Here is a 21,074-nt window from a genome sequence, read left to right as displayed (position 1 = left end):
GGTCAGCGTGAGCCGTCCCAGCTGGGGCGCTATTTGTTGATGTCGGCGAAGATCTTGTCGAACACGCCGCCGTCGGCGAAGTACTTGGGTTGCGCCGCTTTCCAGCCGCCGAATTCCTGGTCGATGGTCACCCGCTTGACCGGCTTGAACTGATCCTTGAATTCCGCCGCCACCTTGGCATCACGAGGACGATAGAAGTTCTGCGCGGCGATGCGCTGACCCTCGGGGCTGTAGAGATACTGCAGATAGGCCTCGGCCTGCTTGCGGGTACCCTTCTTGTCGACCACCTTGTCCACCACGGCTACGGGCGGCTCGGCCAGGATCGACAACGACGGGGTGATGATCTCCAACTGGTCGCCGCCTTCTTCCTTCAGCGACAGATAGGCTTCGTTTTCCCAGGCGATCAGCACATCGCCCAATTGGCGCTGCACGAAGCTGATGGTGGCGCCGCGGGCGCCGGTGTCCAGCACCGGGGCGTGGCGATAGAGCTCGGTGACGAATTTCAGCGCCTCGGCATCGCTGCCGTACTTGGCCTTGGCATAGGCCCAGGCGGCGAGGAAATTCCAGCGGGCACCGCCGGAGGTCTTGGGATTGGGCGTGATGACCTGGACGTCTTTCTTCACCAGATCGTCCCAATCCTTGATGCCCTTGGGATTGCCCTTGCGTACCAGAAAGACGATGGTCGAGGTGTAGGGGGTGCTGTTGTCCGCCAGGCGCTTCTGCCAGTTGGGGTCGACCAGTTGCTGGTGCAGGTTGAGGGCGTCGATGTCGCCGGACAGCGCCAGGGTCACCACGTCGGCCTGCAGGCCATCGATCACCGAGCGCGCCTGCTTGCCGGAGCCGCCATGGGAATTCTTGATGCTCACGTCTTCGCCGGTTTCGGCCTTCCAGTGCTTGGCGAAGGCCGCGTTGTACTGCTGATAGAGCTCGCGGGTCGGGTCGTAGGACACGTTGAGCAATTCGACGGCATGGACCTGGGTGGCGAACAGGGCACCGGCCAGCGCGGCCAGAGCGAAACGGCGAATCGACATGAAAAGACTCCTTGACGTGAGAAAGCCGGACACCGTCTGGCGGGCACCGTGCCCGCTCGTCCGCTGACCTCGAGAATTCAATGCTTGTTAGCTTGGCCGCTCTGGGGCCGAAATTTTTCCTTGCGCTCGATCTGCACCACCTGACCGTTGTGCACGGTGATCTCGATGGCGCCGAATCTCAGCCCGCGCAAAGCCTGCTGAATATCGCGGAGCAGTGCGGTTTCGTCCTGGTTTTCCAGGCTGCGGAACGGAACGGAACTCATGGATGACGTCCTCGTGTGCAGAGGTGGGCGAAAGAGTGGCGCCATCTTAGGGGGCTGATCTTTATTTCTTAAAATTGCTAATAATGCTTTGTTTATTCGTTTTTAGAATTAACACTCTGTGAAGGACACGTTGTGTAGCAAAAGGGAGGGCTGGATTTATCACCCACCCTGGCAATAATGCGCGAACGCCTGTTCACTGAACTTTAGGTGACAGTTGCACTACACAACCCGCGCGAGGTCCTTTGCGTCCATGAGTTACAACGGCCTGCTCGACCTGTCGGTCTGGCAACTGGTGGTGGTCACCCTGCTGCTGACCCACCTGACCATTGTCAGTGTTACCGTCTACCTGCATCGCTACTCCGCCCACCGCTCGCTGGAATTGCATCCCGCGCTCAAACACGCCTTCCGCTTCTGGCTGTGGCTGACCACGGCGATGAATACCCGTGAATGGACCGCTATTCACCGCAAGCACCACGCCAAATGCGAAACCGAAGAGGACCCGCACAGTCCGGTGCACAAGGGCCTCGCCACCGTGGTCCGGCGCGGCGCCGAGCTGTACAAGGCTGAGGCGAACAACGCTGATACCCTGCGCATCTATGGCAAGAACTGCCCGGATGATTGGATCGAGCGCAAGCTCTACTCCAATCCCCGCACCCGCAACCTGGGTGTGGTGCTGTTGCTGCTGATCGACGTCGCCCTGTTCGGCGCCCTGGGCCTCACCGTCTGGGCCGTGCAGATGGTCTGGATTCCCTTCTGGGCTGCTGGCGTGGTCAATGGTCTAGGCCATGCCGTGGGCTATCGCAACTTCGAATGCCGCGATGCCGCCACCAACCTCATCCCCTGGGGCATCGTCATCGGTGGCGAAGAGTTGCACAACAACCACCATACCTATCCCAACTCGGCCAAGCTCTCGGTCAAGCGCTGGGAGTTCGACATGGGTTGGGCCTGGATCAAGCTGTTCACCTGGCTGCGCCTGGCCAAGGTCAATCGCGTCGCCCCCATCGCCCATCGCATCGAAGGCAAGGGTCAGCTGGACATGGATACCGCCATGGCCATCCTCAACAACCGCTTCCAGATCATGGCCCAGTATCGCAAGCAGGTGATCGGGCCACTGCTGCGGCAGGAGCGAGGCAGTGCCACGCCCTCCCAGCGCCCGCTGTTCCGTCGCGCCCGGGGGCTGCTGGCCCGCGAGACCAGTCTGCTCAAGGCTCGCCATCAGGTGCGCATCGACGAACTGCTCGAGCACAGTCAGGCGCTGAAGCTGATCTACGAAAAGCGCCTGGCGCTGCAGCAGATCTGGGCGCGGACCAGCGCCAACGGCCACGACATGCTGGCCGCGACCCGGCAGTGGATCGGCGAAGCCGAAGCGAGCGGCATTCAGTCCCTGCGCGAATTCGCCGAACAGCTGAAAACCTATTCCCTGCGGCCGGCCGGAACTGCTTGAGAAAGGCTTCACAAAAGCCCACCGAAGCGGTGGGCTGCTCTATGCGGGGATTGAACCAGGCTGGTTTCAGCTGTCTCTAACTCCCTCAGGACCCCGCGTAGGCGCATGTGTATATGGATGAACAACCCTCTCTGTCTGCTCTTCCCACTCCGGAAGAGAATCTGCTGGCTCTCCTGCATTCGCGGGCCGAGACAGATCGCCTGCGTGACCGGGAGCAGCTGTTCAGCGCGCTGCTGGAAAGCGTCAATGCCGTCCTCTGGGCCCTGGACTGGCGCACTCGCCAGATCATCTATGTCAGCCCCGCCTACGAACAGATCTTCGGCCGCTCCCAGTCGCTGGTACTGACCGACTACAGCACCTGGCTCAATAATATCTACCCGGACGACCTCGAATACGCCCAGCGCACCTTGGAACAGGTGATAGAGCAAGGCGCCATAGAGTCGCGCGAATACCGCATCATCCGCGCCGATGGCGAAATCCGCTGGCTCAGCGACAAGTGCTTTGTCAGTCAACGCAGCGAGGCGGGCATGCCGCTCCTGGTGGTGGGCATCGCCGAAGACATCACCGACAAGAAGCGTATGGAGGAGGAGCTGCAGCGGCTCGCCACCACCGACGTCCTGACCCGCAGCAGCAATCGTCGGCACTTCTTCGAAAGTGCCCAGCGCGCCTTCGAATTCGCTCAGAACGAAGGCGAGCCGCTGGCTTTCCTGCTGCTCGACATTGATGACTTCAAGAAGATCAATGATCGCTTCGGCCACCAGATGGGCGACCAAGTGTTACAGCGTGTTGCCGAGTGCGGGGTCCAGACCACTCGTCGAGGCGATCTGTTCGGCCGCATCGGCGGCGAGGAATTCGCCCTCTTGTTGCCAGGTTGCGACAGCGACCTCGCACTGCAGATCGGGGGCCGACTACAGCGCGCCGTGCGCCAATTGGCCGTACCCACCGCCGAGGGGCCGCTGAAGGTCACCATCAGTCAGGGTGTCACCGTCCTGCGTGAGGGCGATGAGTCCCTCGACACTCTTTATGTACGGGCCGACGAGGCCATGTACAAGGCCAAGCGCCAGGGCAAGGATCAAGTCGTCCAAGGCTGAAGCCCTTGGCAGATGTTCCAGAGCCGTACCTCCAGGTCTGGCTCTCGGATACCAGCGTGCCAGTTCCGATCATGGCCAGCCTGGTCCTCGGTGCCTGGTAGCTTCATCCTCTCCCCAGTCAGCTGGCATCGACTCCTTTCTTCCCCCTCTTGCTCCGGCAGCCTGACGCTATCCACAGCTGTTTGTGGAAGCCGGCGAGTTGGCACCCGCTGAATGGAAAGTCTGTTTCCAAGCCGCTAACGCGTCGTAACCACTGTGATGCGGGATGTCAGGTTTCACGCGGCGGACGAGGCGTGTCATGTGCTGGGCGAGTCGGCCCTGGAAGCCGTAGCAAAAAATTACAAGTCCTTGAAGAGCGCAGGGAATTTCTCTGGATCCAGCATTCGATGACGGACTGCAAGGGTTTTCCAATGCCTTGAAAAGCCCGTCCTAGAGCGGAAAGTCGCAGACTATGAGCTGGCCTTCTTTCAGGAAAAGGCCAGCCTTTCCGGTGCGGTATGCGGGGAAGGTTCCCTACAGCCATGACCGACCAGTCTAAGGGGAAGACCACAGAGCGGGTTTTCAACGAGGTATCGCTAGACGAAATGCTTTTTTGCAATTAGCTTTCGCAACGTGGAAGACGGTGGCAGGGGACCTGTGCTTGAAGTCGCAAATTAAAAGTCGACCAAGCCCGGGATAATTCTCCAAATTGAAACAAAAGCCCTCTAGCTTTCCCTTCCGCACGGCCCGTCGGGCATACCACCAGCAGACGCTGACACCTCTGGTGGCTGCATAACAACGATTCACCCCTGGAGCACACATGGTCAAGAAGCCACTGGTGGTCGCGGTCTCCGCGGCCTGTCTGAACCTGTCCCTCATTGCCGCCGCCAACGCTGCCGGCTTTATCGAGGACAGCAAAGCAACCCTGAGCCTGCGCAACTTCTACGAGAATCTCGATAACCGCAATGGCACCGCCAACCCGTCGACCAACCGGGAATGGGGTCAGGGCTTCCTGCTCAATTATCAGTCCGGCTTCACTCAAGGCACCGTTGGCTTCGGTGTCGACGCGATCGGCATGCTGGGTCTGCGTCTGGATGGCGGCGGCCGTGCCGGCAAGACCGACGGCTCCAATCAGCCGGGCACCATGTTCCCGCGTGAAACCGACGGCAGCTCCGTCGACGAATTCAGCACCGTTGGCGCTACTGCCAAGATGAAGATCTCCCAGACCGAATTGCGCTACGGCACCCTGATGCCCAAGCTGCCGGTCATCACCTTCAACGATGGTCGTATCCTGCCGCAGACCTTCCTGGGCGGTCAGGTGACCTCCAAGGAAATCAAGGACGTGACTCTGACTGCTGGTCAGATCGAACACGTCAAGGGCCGTGCTTCCAGCAACTACGAAGAAATGTCCATCGCGGGCTCCAACAGTGGTTCCACCGCGCGTGACAGCAACCAGTTCCGTTTCGCCGGTGCCGACTACAAGGTCACCAAGGACCTGACGCTGCAGTACTACTTCGGTCAGCTGGAAGATTTCTACAGCCAGCATTTCCTGGGTCTGACCCACAGCGTCAAGCTGGGTGAAGGTACCTTCAAGACCGATCTGCGCTACTTCGACAGCAACGGCGATGGCGCTAACAAGAATGCCGACACCCAGGGTGCGCTCTATGCCTCCAGCGGTTACTACGGCCGCACCGCCACTGGCGCCGTTACCCGTGGCGAAGTGGACAACCGTCTGTACAGCGCCCTGTTCACCTACTCGATCAAGGGCCATACCTTTGGCGCTGGCTACCAGGGTAGCAATGGTAACAGCGACTTCCCCTTCCTGAACCAGGGTGATGGCGCTTCCGCCTACATCATCACCGACCTGCAGATCAACAAGTTCGCCCGCTCCGGTGAAGACACCTGGCAAGCTCGCTACTCCTATGACTTCGGTCAGCTGGGTATGAAGGGTCTGACTGCCGGTATCATTTACCAGTACGGCGATAACATCCGCACCCGCAATGGCGACTACATGGAGTGGGAACGCGATCTGACGCTGAGCTACGTGGTCCCGGAAGGCCAGCTGAAAGGTCTGGGCTTCACCTGGCGTAACGCTTCGCTGCGCTCCGACCTGCCGGCAGCCAGCACCCAGGGCGTTCCGGGTCAGCGCGATCAGGACGAAAACCGCTTCATCGTCAGCTACACCCTGCCGCTGCTTTAAGCCGCGCTCAGGTCAGAAAAAAGCCCGTCGAAAGACGGGCTTTTTTCGTTTCCGCCGGAAATCAGCGGCCGGTCGGCTGCTGCTGGGTGATGCAGTGGATGTTGCCACCGCCCAGCAGGATCTCGCGTCCGGGGACCTGGATCACCTGGTGCTCCGGGAAGCAGGCCTGCAGGGTACGCAGGGCCTCGGCATCCTCGGGGACGCCAAAGGTCGGCGCTATGATGCCGCCGTTGACGATCAGGAAATTGACGTAGGAGGCGGCCAGACGCTCGCCAGCCCGGCGCGGCTGGGTACCCAGGCAGGCGTCTACGTCGCGGCATTCTTCCTCGCTGGCGAACAGCGGACCTGGGGTAACAATGCGGTGCACTTTGAGGGTGCGGCCGCGGGCATCGGTTTCACGCTCCAGCACGGCCAGGGCCTCGCGGCACCGGCCGTAGTTGGGATCAGCCTGGTCGTCGCACCAGCTCAGCAGCACCTCGCCCGGGCGCACGTAGCAGCAGAAGTTATCCACGTGGCCGTTGGTCTCGTCATTGTAGAGACCGTGGGGCAGCCAGATGACCTTGTCCACCGCCAGGTAGTCGCTCAAGTAACGCTCGATCTGCGCACGATCCAGGTGTGGATTGCGGTTGGCGTTGAGCAGGCATTCCTCGGTGGTGATCAGGGTGCCTTCGCCGTCGACATGGATGGAGCCGCCTTCGAGGACGAAGTCCGGGGTGCGATAGCCCGGCAGATTCTCGATCGCCAGGATCTTGCCCGCTACCTGGTCGTCGCGCTGCCAGGGAAAGTAGAGACCACCGTCCAGGCCGCCCCAGGCATTGAAGCTCCAGTCCACACCGCGCACGCCGCCCTGGTCGTCGCTGACGAAGGTCGGGCCGGTATCGCGGCACCAGGCGTCGTCATTGCTGATTTCCACCACCCGGATGTTCGGATGCTGCAGGCGGGCGCGGGCATTTTCGTACTGCTGCGCCGAGGCACCGATGGTGACCGGCTCGAAGCGGGCGATGGCCTGGGCCACGGCGGTGAAGGCCGCCTGGGCAGGCTTGCCGCCCAGGCGCCAGTTGTCCGGTCGCTCGGGCCAGACCATCCAGATCTGGCGCTGGTCGGCCCATTCAGCCGGCATGTGGAAGCCATCGGCACGCGGCGTGGTGAGGGTGGTCATGGCGAAGCTCTCCGTCCAGAGTCGTCGTGGGTGATAAAGGGAAAGATCGGCAGGGCGCCACGAGCGTGATTACGCGCAGGGCTCCGGCGGTACTGCAGCGCACCTGCCGACCGGTGCAGGACCGGTCGGCAGGCGGTGCTTACACGGTGTGCAGGTACCAGTTGTACTCGAGGTCGGAGATGGAGTGCTCGAACTCCTCCAGCTCGTGCTCCTTGCAGGCGACGAAGATGTCGATGTACTTCGGATCGATGTACTCCGCCATCACCGAGCTGTCGTCCAGGTAGCGCAAGGCATCGCGCAGGTTGTTCGGCAGGCTCTGCTCGTGCTGCTCGTAGGAGTTGCCCTCGGTGACCGGGCCGGGCTCGATCTGCCGGGTCAGGCCGTGGTGTACCCCGGCCAGGACGCCGGCCAGCAGCAGGTAGGGGTTGGCGTCGGCGCCAGCCACTCGATGCTCGATGCGGTGTGCCTCCGGCGTACCGGTGGGGACGCGCAGGGCGGTGGTGCGGTTGTCCAGGCCCCAGCTCGGGGCATTGGGCACGAAGAACTGCGAGCCGAAGCGCCGATAGCTGTTCACGTTGGGACAGAGAAAGGCCATGCAGGCGGGTAGGGTCTCGAGCACACCGCCGATGGCATGACGCAATGCGGCGTTCTGCTCGGGATCCTCGCCGGCGAAGATGTTGCGACCTTCCTTGTCCAGCAGGGAGATGTGCACGTGCAGACCATTGCCCGCCTGGCCCGGATAGGGCTTGGCCATGAAGGTGGTGTCCATCTCATGGTCGTAGGCGACGTTCTTGATCAGGCGCTTGAGCAGTACGGCGTAGTCGCAGGCCTTGATCGGATCGGCGACGTGATTGAGGTTGACCTCGAATTGCGCTGGCGCCGATTCGGCGACGATGGCGTCGGCCGGAATGCCCTGGGCGCGGGCGCCGTCGATGATGTCCTGCAGGCAGTCGGCGTATTCATCCAGATCGTCCATCGAGTAGACCTGGACCGATTGCGGACGCTTGCCGGAAATGGGTGAGCGCGGCGGTTGCGGGCGGCCGTTGATGTTCTCCTGATCGATCAGATAGAACTCCAGCTCGAAGGCGGCGCAGACGGTGAGTCCGAGCTCGTCGAAGCGCTGGACGACCTGGCGCAGGACCTCGCGGGGGTCGGCGAAGAAGGGCTCACCTTCCATCTCGTGCATGGTCATCAGCAGCTGCGCGGTGGGGCGCTTCTGCCAGGGTTCCATGGAGAGGGTGTCGGTGATAGGGAAACAGACGCGGTCGGCATCGCCGATGTCGAGCCCGAGACCGGTGCTTTCGACGGTGGAGCCGGTGATGTCGAGGGCGAACAGCGAAGCGGGGAGGTTGATTCCTTTCTCGAAGACTTTGGGCAGATTGTTGCGCTCGATGCGTTTGCCACGCACCACGCCATTCATATCCGCAATCAGAAGATCGACGAACTGGACCTCAGGGTGCTCCCTGAGGAAGTCGGTCGCTTCATCCAAACGAACGGCACGCGGGGGTACCGACATGATGAAACACCTTTGCTTTTGGCTGCGCTCGACAAAACGGTTAGCGCCTGATGCGCCTGTTTGCCCAGTGGGCCAACCGCAGTGAGGGCACGAGTGCCCGCTGTCGATCCGACAGCGACCTGAGAGTACGGTCTCGCCTGCGCTCCGACGCTTTGCCAGCGCCCCTGTTAAAAATATCAATCAGCGGAGTTACCACCCTGGAGTCAATCCGAAAGGCGGAGCAAAGTCAACTGGCGGAAAGCCTGCTCAGGGGTGGTGCGCAGGTGCCTGTTTTTGGCGCATTCATGAGCGCTAGAACGCCTCTGTTGCGCCGCTTCTGTGCAGAATCCCGAAACTTTTTACCGGTGGTTGTGAAAAATAACGAACAAGACTAGGCTCGGATGATTCCTGTTCAACCCGGTGCCCCATGTCCGCGCTGCCCCTCATAGGTGTCACAGCCTGTACCAGGCAACTAGGCCTGCATCCCTTTCACATCGCCGGCGACAAGTATCTGCGCGCGGTGGTGGAGGGGGCCGAGGGCATGCCGCTGGTGATTCCGGCCCTCGCCGACCTCATCGCCACCGAGACCCTGGTAGAGCGTCTGGACGGTCTGCTGTTCACCGGTTCGCCGTCCAATGTCGAACCTCGCCATTACCAGGGCCCGCCCAGCGAGCCCGGCACCCTGCACGATGCGGCGCGCGACGCCGTGACCCTGCCGCTGTTGCGCGCCGCGGTGGCTGCGGGCGTGCCGGTGCTGGGCATCTGCCGGGGCTTCCAGGAAATGAACGTGGCCTTTGGCGGCAGCCTGCACCAGAAGGTGCATGAGGTCGCTTCCCTCATGGATCACCGCGAGCGCGGCGAGACCCTGGAAGAGCACTATGGCTTGCACCATCCGGTCGAGGTCCAGCCAGGTGGCCTGTTCGAGACCCTGGATCTGCCGGCGCGCTTCGAGGTGAACTCCATCCATGGCCAGGGTATCGAGCGCCTGGCGCCGGGGTTGCGCGCCGAGGCGCTGGCCCCCGATGGCCTGATCGAAGCCGTCTCGCTTCCCGAGGCCCGCGCCTTCACTTGCGGTGTGCAGTGGCACCCGGAGTGGAAGGTACGCAGTCACCCAGTCTATCTCGCTTTATTCAAGGCGTTCGGCAAGGCCTGCAAGGAGCGCGCTGCCGGCCGCTGATGCTGTTCACCCCGCTCGAACCTTCGAGGTCTTTATGAGCACCCCGCTTGACCGGCTCACCGCCTGGTTGAAAGAACGCAAGATCACTGAAGTGGAATGCCTGGTAGCCGATCTGACCGGCATCGCCCGCGGCAAGATTTCTCCCACCGCCAAGTTTCTCAACGAAAAGGGCATGCGCCTGCCGGAGAGCGTGCTCCTGCAGAGCGTGACCGGGGACTATGTCGACGACGACATCTACTATGAATTGCTCGACCCGGCTGACATCGACATGCACTGTCGGCCGGATGATCGCGCGGTGTTCCTGGTGCCCTGGGCGCTGGAACCCACCGCCCTGGTGATCCACGACACCTACGACAAGCGCGGCATCCCCATCGAGCTGTCGCCGCGCAACCTGCTCAAGAAGGTGCTCAAACTCTATGCCGAGCATGGCTGGCAGCCCATCGTCGCGCCGGAAATGGAGTTCTACCTGACCAAGCGCAGCGACGACCCCGACTATCCGTTGCAGCCGCCGGTAGGCCGCTCCGGTCGCCAGGAAACCGGGCGCCAGTCCTTTTCCATCGACGCGGCCAACGAATTCGATCCGCTGTTCGAGGACATGTACGACTGGTGCGAGGCCCAGGAGCTGGATCTGGATACCCTGATCCACGAGGAAGGCACCGCCCAGATGGAGATCAACTTCCGTCACGGCGATCCGTTGCACCTGGCCGACCAGATCTTCGTCTTCAAGCGCACCCTGCGCGAGGCGGCGCTCAAGCATAACGTCACCGCTACCTTCATGGCCAAACCCATGACCGGCGAGCCTGGCAGCGCCATGCACCTGCACCAGAGCGTGGTGGATCTCAAGACCGGCAAGACGGTGTTTTCCAACCCCGATGGCAGCATGAGCGAGCTCTTCCTGCACCACATCGGCGGTCTGCAGAAATACATTCCCGAGGCGCTGCCGCTGTTCGCGCCCAATGTGAATTCCTTCCGCCGCTTCCTGCCCGATACCTCGGCGCCGGTCAACGTGGAGTGGGGTGAGGAGAACCGCACCGTGGGCCTGCGGGTACCGGATTCCGATCCGCAGAATCGCCGGGTTGAGAATCGTCTGGCCGGCGCCGATGCCAACCCCTATCTGGCCCTGGCCGCCAGCCTGCTGTGTGGCTATCTGGGCATGGTCGAGAACGTCTCGCCCAGCGCCCCGGTGCAGGGCCGCGGCTATGAGCGCCGCAACCTGCGCCTGCCGCTAACCCTGGAAGCCGCCCTGGAGCGCATGGAGCAGTCGGCCACCCTGGAGCGTTATCTGGGGAGTCGTTTCACCCGTGGCTACGTCGCGGTGAAGCGCGCCGAACATGAGAATTACAAGCGCGTGATCAGTTCGTGGGAGCGGGAATTCCTGCTGCTCAGCGTCTGACCGCGATTCAAGGAGAGGCTTCGTGACTACCTTTACCACCGCACATTGGCAGGACCTGAGTCGTCGGCACCTGCTGGCGCCCTTCACCGACTATCGCCAGCTCAACGAGAAGGGCGCACGCATCATTACCCGTGCCGAGGGTGTGCACCTTTGGGACAGCGAGGGTCAGCGCATTCTCGACGGCATGGCCGGGCTCTGGTGCGTGAACGTCGGCTACGGCCGTGAAGAGCTGGTCGAAGCGGCCAGTCGCCAGATGCGTGAGCTGCCCTACTACAACCTGTTCTTCCAGACCGCCCACCCGCCGGCGCTGGAGCTGGCCAAGACCATCGCCGAACTGGCACCGGAGGGCATGAATCACGTGTTCTTCACCGGTTCGGGCTCGGAGGCCAACGACACGGTGCTGCGTCTGGTGCGCCATTACTGGGCGACCAAGGGCCAGCCGGAGAAGCGGGTGGTCATCGGCCGCTGGAATGGCTACCACGGCTCGACCATGGCCGGCGCTAGCCTGGGCGGCATGGCGGCGATGCACGAACAGGGCGGTCTGCTGCCCGACATCGTGCATATTCCGCAGCCCTACTGGTTCGGTGAAGGTGGCGAGATGAGTCCGGAGGCGTTCGGCGTCTGGGCGGCCGATCAGCTGGAGCAGAAGATCCTCGAGGTCGGCGAAGAGCGTGTCGCCGCCTTTATCGCCGAGCCCATCCAGGGTGCCGGCGGGGTAATAGTGCCGCCGGAAAGCTATTGGCCGCGAGTGCGCCAGATCCTCGACAAGTACGACATCCTCTTCATCGCCGATGAGGTCATCTGCGGCTTCGGTCGCACCGGCGAATGGTTCGGCAGCCAGTACTACGGCAATGCTCCGGACCTGATGCCCATCGCCAAGGGGCTCACCTCCGGCTACGTGCCCATGGGTGGCGTGGTGGTACGCGACGAAGTGGTCAGGGTGCTCGACGAGGGTGGCGAGTTCTATCACGGCTTCACCTATTCCGGGCATCCGGTGGCCGCCGCCGTGGCCCTGGAAAACATCCGCATCCTGCGTGACGAAGGCATCGTCGACCGGGTTCGCAACGCCACGGCACCCTATTTGCAGAAACGCTGGGCCGAGCTGGCCGACCACCCGCTGGTGGGCGAGACCCGCGGTGTCGGCATGGTGGCGGCGCTGGAATTGGTGCGCGACAAGAAGACGCGGACGCGGTACGAGGGTGGGGCGGGCATGCTCTGCCGTGAGCACTGCTTCCGCAATGGGCTGGTGATGCGTGCGGTGGGCGATACCATGATCATCGCCCCGCCTTTGGTCATCACGCCGGAGTCCATCGACGAGCTCGTCACCCTGGCGCGCCTGAGTCTCGATCAGACCCATGCGGTGCTACGTCAACGTGGCTAATGGCCGGCAAGGCTTGAGCGCGGCGGCGGACCTTGCCAGACTGCGCGCGGGCGCTGGCCGCGCACCGAATCAAAAGACCAACGATGACTTGAGGAGCACCACCGCATGAATGTTTTTGGCAAGACTCTTCTAGCGCTGAGCCTGGCCGGCCTCTTTGCCGGCAACGCCTCGGCGGACCCCAAGGTCCTGCACGTCTACAACTGGAACGACTACATTGCCGAAGACACCATCGCCAACTTCGAGAAGGAGTCGGGGATCAAGGTGGTCTATGACGTCTATGACAGCAACGAGACCCTCGAGGCCAAGCTGCTGGCCGGTCGTTCCGGCTACGACGTGGTGGTGCCGTCCAACTCCTTCCTGGCCAAGCAGATTAAGGCCGGCGTCTACCAGCCGCTGGACAAGTCCAAGTTGCCCAACTACAGCAACCTGGATCCGCAGCTGATGAAGACCCTGGAAGTCAGCGATCCGGGCAACCAGTACGCCATCCCCTACCTGTGGGGCACCATCGGCATCGGCTACAACCCGGCCAAGGTCAAGGCTGCCCTGGGCGACAATGCCCCGGTGGATTCCTGGGACCTGATCTTCAAGCCCGAGAATCTCTCCAAGCTCAAGGGCTGCGGCGTGGCGGTGCTGGATTCGCCCACCGAGATCATTCCCGCCGGCCTGCACTACCTCGGCTACAAGCCGGATAGCCAGGATCCCAAGGAGATCAAGGCGGCCGAGGAGCTGTTTCTCAAGGTGCGGCCGTACATCACCTATTTCCACAGCTCCAAGTACATCTCGGACCTGGCCAATGGCAACGTCTGCGTGGCGGTCGGTTACTCCGGCGACATCGCCCAGGCCAAGGCCCGTGCCGCCGATGCCAAGAACGGCGTGACCGTGGCCTACAACATTCCCAAGGAAGGCGCCGGTACCTTCTTCGACACCATGGCCATTCCCAAGGATGCCGAGAACTCCGAAGGCGCGCTCAAGTTCATCAACTACCTGATGGAGCCCAAGGTGATCGCGGCGGTCAGCGACTATGTGCAGTATCCCAACGGCAACAAGGCGGCCACCCCGCTGGTAGCCGAAGAGATCCGCACCAACCCGGGGATCTATCCGACCCAGGAAACCATGACCAAGCTGTATGCCTTCCCGGATCTTCCGGCCAAGACCCAGCGTCTGATGACCCGTACCTGGACCACCATCAAGTCCGGCAAGTGAGTGCCGCCGCCGCGTGCGGCTGAAAGGACGGCACGCCGGAGTCGCTCCGGCGTGCCGTACGTCTGTATGGACCGCTGAAAGGGTGTCGCCGTCGATGCCCATCATGAAAGGAGCCGCCCGTGCTTTCGTTGCGTAAAACCCTGCTGGCCATGACGACCCTGACCGTCATGGGAACCGCTGTCGCCGACCCGACGGTACGTGTCTACAACTGGAGCGATTACGTCGGCGAGACCACGCTGGAAGACTTCCAGAAGGCCACCGGCATCACCCCGGTCTATGACGTCTTCGATTCCAACGAAACCCTCGAAGGCAAGCTGTTGGCTGGCCACACCGGCTACGACGTGGTGGTGCCTTCGAGCAACTTCCTGGCCAAGCAGATCAAGGCGGGCGCCTTCCAGAAACTGGACAAGAGTCAGCTGCCGAACTGGCAGAATCTCGACCCGGCCTTGCTCAAGCAACTGGAAAAGAGTGATCCGGGCAATCAATACGGCGTGCCCTACCTGTGGGGCACCAACGGCATCGGGTACAATGTCGACAAGGTCAAGGCCGCGCTGGGTACCGACAAGCTCGATTCCTGGGCCATCCTGTTCGAACCCGAGAACCTCAAGAAGCTGAGCAAGTGCGGCGTCTCCTTCATGGATTCGCCCGATGAGGTCTATCCGGCGGTACTGCAATACCTGGGACTCGATCCCAACAGCACCAATCCTGACGACTACAAGAAGGCCGAGGCACAGCTGCTCAAGGTGCGGCCCTACATCACCTATTTCCATTCCTCCAAGTACATCTCGGACCTGGCCAACGGCAACATCTGCGTGGCCTTCGGCTATTCCGGCGATGTCTTTCAGGCACGTTCGCGTGCCGAGGAAGCGAAGAAGGGCGTCAACATCGGCTACGCGATTCCCAAGGAGGGCGCGAACCTCTGGTTCGACCTCTTGGCCATCCCCAAGGATGCCAAGAACGTGAAGGAGGCCCATGCCTTCATCAACTATCTGCTGCAGCCCGAGGTCATCGCCAAGGTCAGTGACTATGTCGGCTACGCCAACCCCAATCCCAAGGCGGGCGAGCTGATGAATGCCGAGCTGCGGCAGGACGAAACCGTCTACCCGCCTCAGGCGGTGATGGACAAGCTGTACGTCATGAAGGAGCTGCCCCCGCAACTCCTGCGCCTGGAAACCCGTAGCTGGACGCGGGTCAAGTCCGGCAAATAACCAACGCTAAGCGGACCGGTCCGGCCGGTCCCCGATTTTCCTGGGGAGATGTACATGGCGACCGCCACCAGTGCCTTCAAGAAAGCCGCCACCGGCGACAAGAAAGCCAAGGAAGTCCTGGTCAAGATCGACCGGGTCACCAAGAAATTTGACGAAACCGTCGCTGTCGACGACGTCTCCCTGACCATCAACAAGGGTGAGATCTTCGCCCTGCTCGGCGGCTCGGGTTCGGGCAAGTCGACCCTGTTGCGCATGCTGGCCGGTTTCGAGCGGCCCAGCGAAGGACGCATCTTCCTCGATGGCGAGGACATCACCGACATGCCGCCCTACGAGCGGCCGATCAACATGATGTTCCAGTCCTATGCGCTGTTCCCGCACATGAGCGTGGAGCAGAACATCGCCTTCGGCCTCAAGCAGGACAAGCTGCCCAAGGCCGAGATCGACGCCCGCGTGGCCGAAATGCTCAAGCTGGTGCACATGACCCAGTACGCCAAGCGCAAGCCGCACCAGCTCTCCGGTGGCCAGCGCCAGCGGGTGGCCCTGGCGCGTTCCCTGGCCAAACGACCCAAGCTCCTGTTGCTCGACGAGCCCATGGGCGCCCTGGACAAGAAGCTGCGCTCGCAGATGCAGCTGGAGCTGGTGGAAATCATCGAGCGCGTGGGCGTGACCTGCGTGATGGTGACCCACGACCAGGAAGAGGCCATGACCATGGCCGAGCGCATCGCCATCATGCACCTGGGCTGGATCGCCCAGGTGGGCAGCCCCATGGACATCTACGAGACCCCGGCGAGCCGGCTGGTCTGCGAGTTCATCGGCAGCGTCAACATCTTCGACGGCGAGCTGACCGACGATGGCGCCGACCACGCCATCATCCACAGTCCGCAACTGGAGCGGCCGATCTACATCGGTCACGGCATCAGCACCCGTGCCCAGGAAAAGCAGGTCACCTTCGCCCTGCGGCCCGAGAAGCTGCTGATGGGCACCAGCCTGCCAGCGGATCACGAGCATCCCGACTACAACTGGTGCAGCGGCACCGTGCATGACATCGCCTACCTGGGTGGGCACTCGGTCTATCACGTCAAGCTGGGGACCGGGCCCATCGTCCAGTGCTTCATCGCCAACGCCGAGCGTCTCGGCAAACGACCCACCTGGGACGACGTCGTGGTGGTGTACTGGGAAGACGACAGCGGCGTGGTACTGCAAGCATGACCAGACCTCCCTTGCTCAAGCGCCTGCTCGATGGCCGCCGCCTGACCATTGGCGTGCCCTTCGTCTGGCTGTTCCTGTTCTTCCTGCTGCCGTTCCTGATCGTGCTCAAGATCAGCTTCTCGGTGGCGGACGTGGCCATCCCGCCCTATACCGAGCTGTTCAGCTACGCCGATCAGCAACTGGATATCGCGCTCAACTTCGGCAACTACCTGATGTTCGCCGGCGATCCGCTGTATCTGGATGCCTATCTCGGCTCGCTGAAGATGGCCGGCATCAGTACCCTGATCTGCCTGCTGATCGGCTATCCCATGGCCTATGCCATCGCCCGCGCCAGTCGCGAGAAGCAGACGGTGTTGCTGCTGCTGATCATGATGCCGACCTGGACCGCTATCCTGATCCGCGTCTATGCCTGGATGGGGCTGCTCTCCACCAATGGCCTGATCAACAGCTTCCTGATGAATCTGGGGATCATCAGCAGTCCGCTGCAGATGCTCAACACCAACTTCGCGGTGTACCTGGGGATCGTCTATTCCTACCTGCCATTCATGATCCTGCCGTTGTTCGCCAACCTGGTGAAGCACGACCTGACCCTGCTGGAAGCCGCCGGCGACCTGGGTGCCAGTCGTTTCACCAGCTTCTGGAAGATCACCGTGCCGCTGTCCAAGAACGGCATCATCGCCGGCTGCATGCTGGTGTTCATTCCGGCGGTGGGGGAGTTCGTCATTCCCGAACTGCTGGGTGGCCCGGAGACCCTGATGATCGGCCGCGTGCTCTGGCAGGAGTTCTTCAACAACCGTGACTGGCCGGTGGCCTCGGCGCTGGCCGTGGTGATGCTGCTGATCCTGATCGTGCCCATCGTGCTGTTCAATCGCAACCAAGCCAAGGAACTGGAGGGCAAGCTGTGAGCCAGACAGCCATTCTGTGCCCATCGTGCTGTTCAACCGGCTCTCCAATCTGGAGCCGAGCCAAGGAACTGGAGGGCAAGCTATGAGAGGCCTCAAGTTCACCAACCTGATGCTGGTGCTCGGACTGCTGTTCATCTATCTGCCGATGGTCATCCTGGTCATCTACTCCTTCAACGAGTCGCGCCTGGTGACCGTCTGGGGTGGCTGGTCGGTGAAGTGGTATGTCGGCCTGCTGGACAACACCCAGCTGATGAGTGCGGTGTTCCGCTCGCTGGAAATCGCCTTCTACACGGCCATTTCCTCGGTGATCCTCGGGACCCTGGCAGCCTTCGTGCTGACCCGGATCCCGCGCTTCCGCGGCCGCACCGTGTTCGGCGGCATGGTCACGGCGCCGCTGGTGATGCCCGAGGTGATCACCGGTCTGTCGCTGCTACTGCTGTTCGTCTCCATGGCGCAGCTGATCGGCTGGCCGCAGGACCGCGGCGTGACCACCATCTGGATCGCCCACACCAGCTTCTGCGCCTCCTATGTGGCGGTGGTGGTCTCTTCGCGCCTGCGCGAGCTGGACCTGTCCATCGAAGAGGCGGCCATGGACCTGGGCGCCCGCCCCTGGAAGGTGTTCCTGCTGATCACCATCCCCATGATCGCGCCGTCGCTGGCGGCGGGTGGCATGATGTCCTTCGCCCTGTCGTTGGACGACCTGGTGCTGGCGAGCTTCGTGTCCGGTCCCGGCTCCACCACCCTGCCCATGGAGGTGTTCTCCGCGGTGCGCCTGGGCGTGAAGCCGGAGATCAACGCCATCGCCAGCCTGATCCTGCTGGCGGTCTCGCTGTTCACCTTCTTCGCCTGGTACTTCACCCGGCGTGCCGAGAAGAAGCGCCTGCAGGGGCTGCAGGAGGCCATGGACGCCACGGCCTCGGAGATCACCCAGCGCGAGCGCGAGACGGCGACCCTCACGGCGCCGCCGGCCAACAGCTAAGAGCTAAGCGACGAGAAGCGGCCTTCGGGCCGTTTTTTTTGTGCCCCGCTGCTGGCTGCGACAAGCGCGACCGCTCCCGCAGGGCACGATTTGATACCATTTGGCTTTTGCCAGGTAGCGCTCCCGCCATGAAACAGTACCTCGACCTGATGCGCCACGTGCGCGAACACGGCACCTTCAAGAGCGACCGCACCGGCACCGGGACCTACAGCGTCTTCGGCTACCAGATGAGATTCGATCTGGCCGAGGGCTTTCCCCTGGTCACCACCAAGAAATGCCATCTGCGATCCATCATCCACGAGCTGCTGTGGTTCCTGCAGGGCGAGACCAACATCCGCTATCTCAAGGACAACGGCGTCTCCATCTGGGACGAGTGGGCCGACGAGAACGGCGAACTGGGCCCGGTCTACGGCTACCAGTGGCGTAGCTGGCCGGCACCGGATGGTCGCCATATCGACCAGATCGCCGGGGTGGTGGACATGATCCGCGCCAAGCCCGATTCACGCCGCCTGATCGTCTCAGCCTGGAATCCGGCGCTGGTGGACGAGATGGCCTTGCCGCCGTGCCATGCGCTGTTCCAGTTCTATGTCGCCGATGGCCGCCTGAGTTGCCAGCTCTATCAGCGGTCCGCCGACATCTTCCTCGGCGTACCTTTCAATATCGCTAGCTATGCGCTGCTGACCCTGATGGTGGCCCAGGTCACCGGGCTGCAACCGGGCGAATTCATCTGGACTGGCGGTGATTGCCACCTCTATGCCAATCACCTGGAGCAGACCGATCTGCAGCTGACCCGCGAACCGCTGCCGCTGCCGACCATGAAGCTCAATCCAGCGGTACAGGACCTGTTCGCCTTCCGCTTCGAGGATTTCGAGCTGGAGGGCTACCAGGCCCATCCGCACATCAAGGCACCGGTCGCGGTCTGACGCCGTGATCGCAGCCCTCAGGCGCTGCGGTCGTGCTCCAGCACCTCGTCCACCAGTTGCTCCGGCGACTGGCGTACGTCCAACACCTGGGCCTCCAGGTGGTCGGGCGCTTCCAGGGTGTCGAGTTGGCTCTGCAACAGCTTGGGATCGAAGAAGTGCCCACGGCGGCTGCCGATACGCTCGGCGAGCAGCTCCGGGGAGCCCTTGAGAAACAGCAGACGCACACCTTCGAGGCCGTTCAGCAGGCGATCTCGATAGACCTTCTTCAGCGCCGAGCAGGCGAACACCCGGGTGGTGCCCTCGGCCCGCGCCTGCTGCATGGCATCGTGGATAGCATCCAGCCAAGGCCAGCGATCCTCGTCGGTGAGGGCGATACCCTTGGCCATCTTGTCCTTGTTGGCCTGGCTGTGAAAGGTGTCGGCATCGTCGAAACGGCAGCCCAGCTGGCTGGCCAGGAGTTCGCCCAGGGTAGTCTTGCCACTACCCGAAACGCCCATTATCAGATAGATCATCGTCGGCACTCCGCGTGAGGGTTCGCCTCGTTATAGAGTCCCTAGAGCGGCGTTTGCTCCGGGGTCAGACGGCTGCTCCAGGTGGCGCCAATCGAGGCGGCGATGATGCAGGCGAGAGCGAACCATTGGGCGACACCCAGGATCTCGCCGAGGAACACCCAGCCGGAAAGGGCGCCCAGCGCGGGTTCCAGACTCATCAGGGTGCCAAAGGTCGAGGCCGGCAGGCGGGTAAGCACGACCATTTCCAGGGCATAGGGAATGGCCGTGGACATCAGAGCCAAGGCCAGTGCCAGTGGCCAGATTTCCGGTTGCAAGAGATTGCTGCCGCTATGAACGATGCCGATGGGCAGGATCACCAGGGCGGCGATGGAGGCGCCAAAGGCCACCGTGCCGGTGCCATGGACCGCGCCCGCGCGCTTGCCCAGCACGATGTACAATGCCCAGCAGGCGCCGGCACCCAGTGCCAGGCTGGTACCGAGGGGATCCAGCGCCGAGGCGTTGTGACCGAAGGGCAGGAGCACGGCCAGGCCAGCGACCACCAGCACGATCCACAGCAGGTCCAGCCAGCGGCGCAGCGCACACAGCGCCACCACCAGGGGGCCGACGAATTCCAGGCCAACGGCGATGCCGATCGGCAGGCGCTGCATGGCCATGTAGATGGTCAGGTTCATCACGCCCATGGCGACGCCATAGCCCAGTAGACTGCCCAGCGCCTCGCGGCGGAAGTTGCGCCAGGGACGCAGCACGATCAGCAGGACCAGGGCGGCGAAGATCAGGCGCAGGGTTGTGACACCCACCGGGTCGAGGCGCAGGAACAGCGTCTTGGCCAGACTCGCGCTGGTCTGGATCGAGGTCATGGCGACCAGCAGCAGGGCGACGGCGAACAGTGGCGAACGGGCGGACATTGGCTGAGCTCAACAAGCGGGCCCGCCAGCATAGGTCATCCTATCTGTGCTGCAAGGATGGCTGCGACCTCAACGTGTTTTGGAGCGCAGATGCAGTTGCTCCGCGCCTTCGCGGTTTTCCCGGACCTGCTCGATGAAGCGCTGCTGCTCTTCGCGCTGGGCCACCTGCACGCATTGCGCGTAGCCCGCGTCCCAGCCCTGCTGATAGGGCTTCTCCGCGACGAAGCGGCGCGCATCCTTGTGTTCGTACCCAATGCCATTGACTGCCTGCTTGCCGGTCTGGCAGCCGTCGCTGAAGCCGTCGGCATAGGCCGGCGGATAGCCTTTGGCAATCAGTTGGTCGTGATAACTGGTGCAGGCCGCGAGCGCGGACAGCAGGAAGAACAGTGGAATGAAACGACGAGAGCCAGCCATGGGGCCTCCTCACGGGATCCTACGACTGATCCCCCTATAGAGAGAGCTTAGTAGGCGTCTGGTGAGAATTTCGTCAAAAAACGCTGGGGTCGGAAAATACCGACAGACGTCATGTCAGTCCCTTCGAACCGCTGCGTTTAAATACGCAGGGGAGCGCGGCTTGCCTTGCCTCCGCTGTCATCCCGGTCGCAGAATGCGGACAC

19 protein-coding genes are annotated in these 21,074 nt (G+C 62.4%); 12 read left to right on the top strand and 7 right to left on the bottom strand.

Annotation, left to right across the window (positions count from 1 at the left end):
* Window positions 1-29 precede the first annotated feature (29 nt).
* On the bottom strand, window positions 30-1,031 hold the full coding sequence (locus V6W80_RS19755) for a sulfate ABC transporter substrate-binding protein (protein WP_338545161.1): 1,002 nt from the start codon (window positions 1,029-1,031) through the stop codon (window positions 30-32).
* Window positions 1,032-1,108: 77 nt separating this feature from the next.
* Window positions 1,109-1,294 (bottom strand): sulfur starvation response protein OscA, encoded by a 186-nt coding sequence (gene oscA / locus V6W80_RS19750; RefSeq protein ID WP_017640883.1) that lies wholly within the window; start codon window positions 1,292-1,294, stop codon window positions 1,109-1,111.
* Between the two features lie 250 nt (window positions 1,295-1,544).
* Here oscA and desA point away from each other — a divergent pair, with 250 nt between their 5' ends.
* From desA to V6W80_RS19735, 3 genes are all read left to right on the top strand, one after another.
* Window positions 1,545-2,738, top strand: coding sequence for a delta-9 fatty acid desaturase DesA (gene desA, locus V6W80_RS19745; RefSeq protein WP_068383545.1), 1,194 nt, complete (start codon window positions 1,545-1,547; stop codon window positions 2,736-2,738).
* A 113-nt stretch (window positions 2,739-2,851) separates the two neighbouring features.
* Window positions 2,852-3,829 (top strand): GGDEF domain-containing protein, encoded by a 978-nt coding sequence (locus V6W80_RS19740; protein ID WP_064308092.1) that lies wholly within the window; start codon window positions 2,852-2,854, stop codon window positions 3,827-3,829.
* A 799-nt stretch (window positions 3,830-4,628) separates the two neighbouring features.
* The gene (locus V6W80_RS19735; RefSeq protein ID WP_017640880.1) at window positions 4,629-6,008 is read left to right on the top strand and encodes an OprD family porin; all 1,380 of its coding nucleotides are present in this window, start codon (window positions 4,629-4,631) and stop codon (window positions 6,006-6,008) included.
* Window positions 6,009-6,069: 61 nt separating this feature from the next.
* Here the strand turns inward: V6W80_RS19735 and aguA are convergent, their stop codons facing one another.
* Together aguA and V6W80_RS19725 are read right to left on the bottom strand one after the other, a co-directional pair.
* Complete coding sequence (aguA, locus tag V6W80_RS19730) at window positions 6,070-7,167, bottom strand: agmatine deiminase (protein WP_173149100.1); 1,098 nt, start codon at window positions 7,165-7,167, stop codon at window positions 6,070-6,072.
* A gap of 139 nt (window positions 7,168-7,306) precedes the next feature.
* Window positions 7,307-8,683, bottom strand: a complete 1,377-nt coding sequence (locus V6W80_RS19725; protein ID WP_007160769.1) for a glutamine synthetase family protein — start codon at window positions 8,681-8,683, stop codon at window positions 7,307-7,309.
* Window positions 8,684-9,089: 406 nt separating this feature from the next.
* Between V6W80_RS19725 and V6W80_RS19720 the strand changes: the two genes are divergently transcribed.
* The 9 genes from V6W80_RS19720 to V6W80_RS19680 all read left to right on the top strand — a co-directional run bounded on the left by V6W80_RS19720 (window position 9,090) and on the right by V6W80_RS19680 (window position 19,040).
* Complete coding sequence (locus V6W80_RS19720; protein ID WP_064308091.1) at window positions 9,090-9,839, top strand: gamma-glutamyl-gamma-aminobutyrate hydrolase family protein; 750 nt, start codon at window positions 9,090-9,092, stop codon at window positions 9,837-9,839.
* Between the two features lie 34 nt (window positions 9,840-9,873).
* Window positions 9,874-11,232, top strand: a complete 1,359-nt coding sequence (locus tag V6W80_RS19715) for a glutamine synthetase family protein (protein ID WP_017640877.1) — start codon at window positions 9,874-9,876, stop codon at window positions 11,230-11,232.
* A gap of 22 nt (window positions 11,233-11,254) precedes the next feature.
* Window positions 11,255-12,613: an aspartate aminotransferase family protein gene (locus V6W80_RS19710; RefSeq protein ID WP_338545160.1), complete on the top strand. Its 1,359-nt coding sequence runs from the start codon at window positions 11,255-11,257 to the stop codon at window positions 12,611-12,613.
* Window positions 12,614-12,718: 105 nt separating this feature from the next.
* Window positions 12,719-13,816, top strand: a complete 1,098-nt coding sequence (locus V6W80_RS19705) for a polyamine ABC transporter substrate-binding protein (RefSeq protein ID WP_017640875.1) — start codon at window positions 12,719-12,721, stop codon at window positions 13,814-13,816.
* 149 nt (window positions 13,817-13,965) lie between these two features.
* Complete coding sequence (locus tag V6W80_RS19700) at window positions 13,966-15,024, top strand: polyamine ABC transporter substrate-binding protein (protein WP_173149200.1); 1,059 nt, start codon at window positions 13,966-13,968, stop codon at window positions 15,022-15,024.
* 54 nt (window positions 15,025-15,078) lie between these two features.
* The gene (potA, locus tag V6W80_RS19695) at window positions 15,079-16,233 is read left to right on the top strand and encodes a polyamine ABC transporter ATP-binding protein (protein ID WP_338545159.1); all 1,155 of its coding nucleotides are present in this window, start codon (window positions 15,079-15,081) and stop codon (window positions 16,231-16,233) included.
* Window positions 16,230-17,138: an ABC transporter permease subunit gene (locus V6W80_RS19690; protein WP_017640872.1), complete on the top strand. Its 909-nt coding sequence runs from the start codon at window positions 16,230-16,232 to the stop codon at window positions 17,136-17,138. The genes potA and V6W80_RS19690 overlap by 4 nt, the downstream gene beginning before the upstream one ends.
* An 82-nt stretch (window positions 17,139-17,220) precedes the next feature.
* Window positions 17,221-18,117 carry an ABC transporter permease subunit gene (locus tag V6W80_RS19685; RefSeq protein WP_059316118.1) on the top strand — a complete coding sequence of 299 codons (897 nt, stop codon included), beginning with the start codon at window positions 17,221-17,223 and terminating at the stop codon, window positions 18,115-18,117.
* Window positions 18,118-18,245: 128 nt separating this feature from the next.
* Entirely contained in the window at window positions 18,246-19,040 is a 795-nt protein-coding gene (locus tag V6W80_RS19680) for a thymidylate synthase (protein ID WP_017640870.1), read from the top strand.
* A gap of 17 nt (window positions 19,041-19,057) precedes the next feature.
* On the opposite strand, the gene V6W80_RS19675 is transcribed toward V6W80_RS19680, so the two are convergent.
* The 3 genes from V6W80_RS19675 to V6W80_RS19665 form a co-directional block, all read right to left on the bottom strand.
* Window positions 19,058-19,552 (bottom strand): gluconokinase, encoded by a 495-nt coding sequence (locus V6W80_RS19675; RefSeq protein WP_064308085.1) that lies wholly within the window; start codon window positions 19,550-19,552, stop codon window positions 19,058-19,060.
* Window positions 19,553-19,593: 41 nt separating this feature from the next.
* A complete protein-coding gene (locus V6W80_RS19670) occupies window positions 19,594-20,457 on the bottom strand; it encodes an EamA family transporter (protein WP_017640868.1) in 864 nt (287 codons plus the stop codon).
* Between the two features lie 69 nt (window positions 20,458-20,526).
* Window positions 20,527-20,871, bottom strand: a complete 345-nt coding sequence (locus V6W80_RS19665) for a hypothetical protein (protein WP_017640867.1) — start codon at window positions 20,869-20,871, stop codon at window positions 20,527-20,529.
* Window positions 20,872-21,074 lie beyond the last annotated feature (203 nt).

This window comes from Pseudomonas benzopyrenica (genome assembly GCF_036884265.1).
In the GTDB taxonomy this organism is placed as follows: Bacteria; Pseudomonadota; Gammaproteobacteria; order Pseudomonadales; family Pseudomonadaceae; genus Chryseomonas; species Chryseomonas benzopyrenica.
Note: the sequence above shows the minus strand (reverse complement) of the source record. Positions and strands in the feature narration are given on the sequence as shown.

Excerpts from the sequence above, each read along its gene's own strand:
- V6W80_RS19725 (WP_007160769.1), bottom strand. The coding sequence starts at position 8,683 with ATGTCGGTACCCCCGCGTGCCGTTCGTTTGGATGAAGCGACCGACTTC.
- V6W80_RS19755 (WP_338545161.1), bottom strand. The coding sequence starts at position 1,031 with ATGTCGATTCGCCGTTTCGCTCTGGCCGCGCTGGCCGGTGCCCTGTTC.
- V6W80_RS19690 (WP_017640872.1), top strand. The coding sequence starts at position 16,230 with ATGACCAGACCTCCCTTGCTCAAGCGCCTGCTCGATGGCCGCCGCCTG.
- potA (WP_338545159.1), top strand. The coding sequence starts at position 15,079 with ATGGCGACCGCCACCAGTGCCTTCAAGAAAGCCGCCACCGGCGACAAG.
- V6W80_RS19740 (WP_064308092.1), top strand. The coding sequence starts at position 2,852 with ATGGATGAACAACCCTCTCTGTCTGCTCTTCCCACTCCGGAAGAGAAT.
- V6W80_RS19670 (WP_017640868.1), bottom strand. The coding sequence starts at position 20,457 with ATGTCCGCCCGTTCGCCACTGTTCGCCGTCGCCCTGCTGCTGGTCGCC.
- V6W80_RS19685 (WP_059316118.1), top strand. The coding sequence starts at position 17,221 with ATGAGAGGCCTCAAGTTCACCAACCTGATGCTGGTGCTCGGACTGCTG.
- V6W80_RS19665 (WP_017640867.1), bottom strand. The coding sequence starts at position 20,871 with ATGGCTGGCTCTCGTCGTTTCATTCCACTGTTCTTCCTGCTGTCCGCG.
- V6W80_RS19705 (WP_017640875.1), top strand. The coding sequence starts at position 12,719 with ATGAATGTTTTTGGCAAGACTCTTCTAGCGCTGAGCCTGGCCGGCCTC.
- oscA (WP_017640883.1), bottom strand. The coding sequence starts at position 1,294 with ATGAGTTCCGTTCCGTTCCGCAGCCTGGAAAACCAGGACGAAACCGCA.
- aguA (WP_173149100.1), bottom strand. The coding sequence starts at position 7,167 with ATGACCACCCTCACCACGCCGCGTGCCGATGGCTTCCACATGCCGGCT.
- V6W80_RS19720 (WP_064308091.1), top strand. The coding sequence starts at position 9,090 with ATGTCCGCGCTGCCCCTCATAGGTGTCACAGCCTGTACCAGGCAACTA.
- V6W80_RS19680 (WP_017640870.1), top strand. The coding sequence starts at position 18,246 with ATGAAACAGTACCTCGACCTGATGCGCCACGTGCGCGAACACGGCACC.
- V6W80_RS19735 (WP_017640880.1), top strand. The coding sequence starts at position 4,629 with ATGGTCAAGAAGCCACTGGTGGTCGCGGTCTCCGCGGCCTGTCTGAAC.
- V6W80_RS19700 (WP_173149200.1), top strand. The coding sequence starts at position 13,966 with ATGACGACCCTGACCGTCATGGGAACCGCTGTCGCCGACCCGACGGTA.
- V6W80_RS19715 (WP_017640877.1), top strand. The coding sequence starts at position 9,874 with ATGAGCACCCCGCTTGACCGGCTCACCGCCTGGTTGAAAGAACGCAAG.
- desA (WP_068383545.1), top strand. The coding sequence starts at position 1,545 with ATGAGTTACAACGGCCTGCTCGACCTGTCGGTCTGGCAACTGGTGGTG.
- V6W80_RS19675 (WP_064308085.1), bottom strand. The coding sequence starts at position 19,552 with ATGATCTATCTGATAATGGGCGTTTCGGGTAGTGGCAAGACTACCCTG.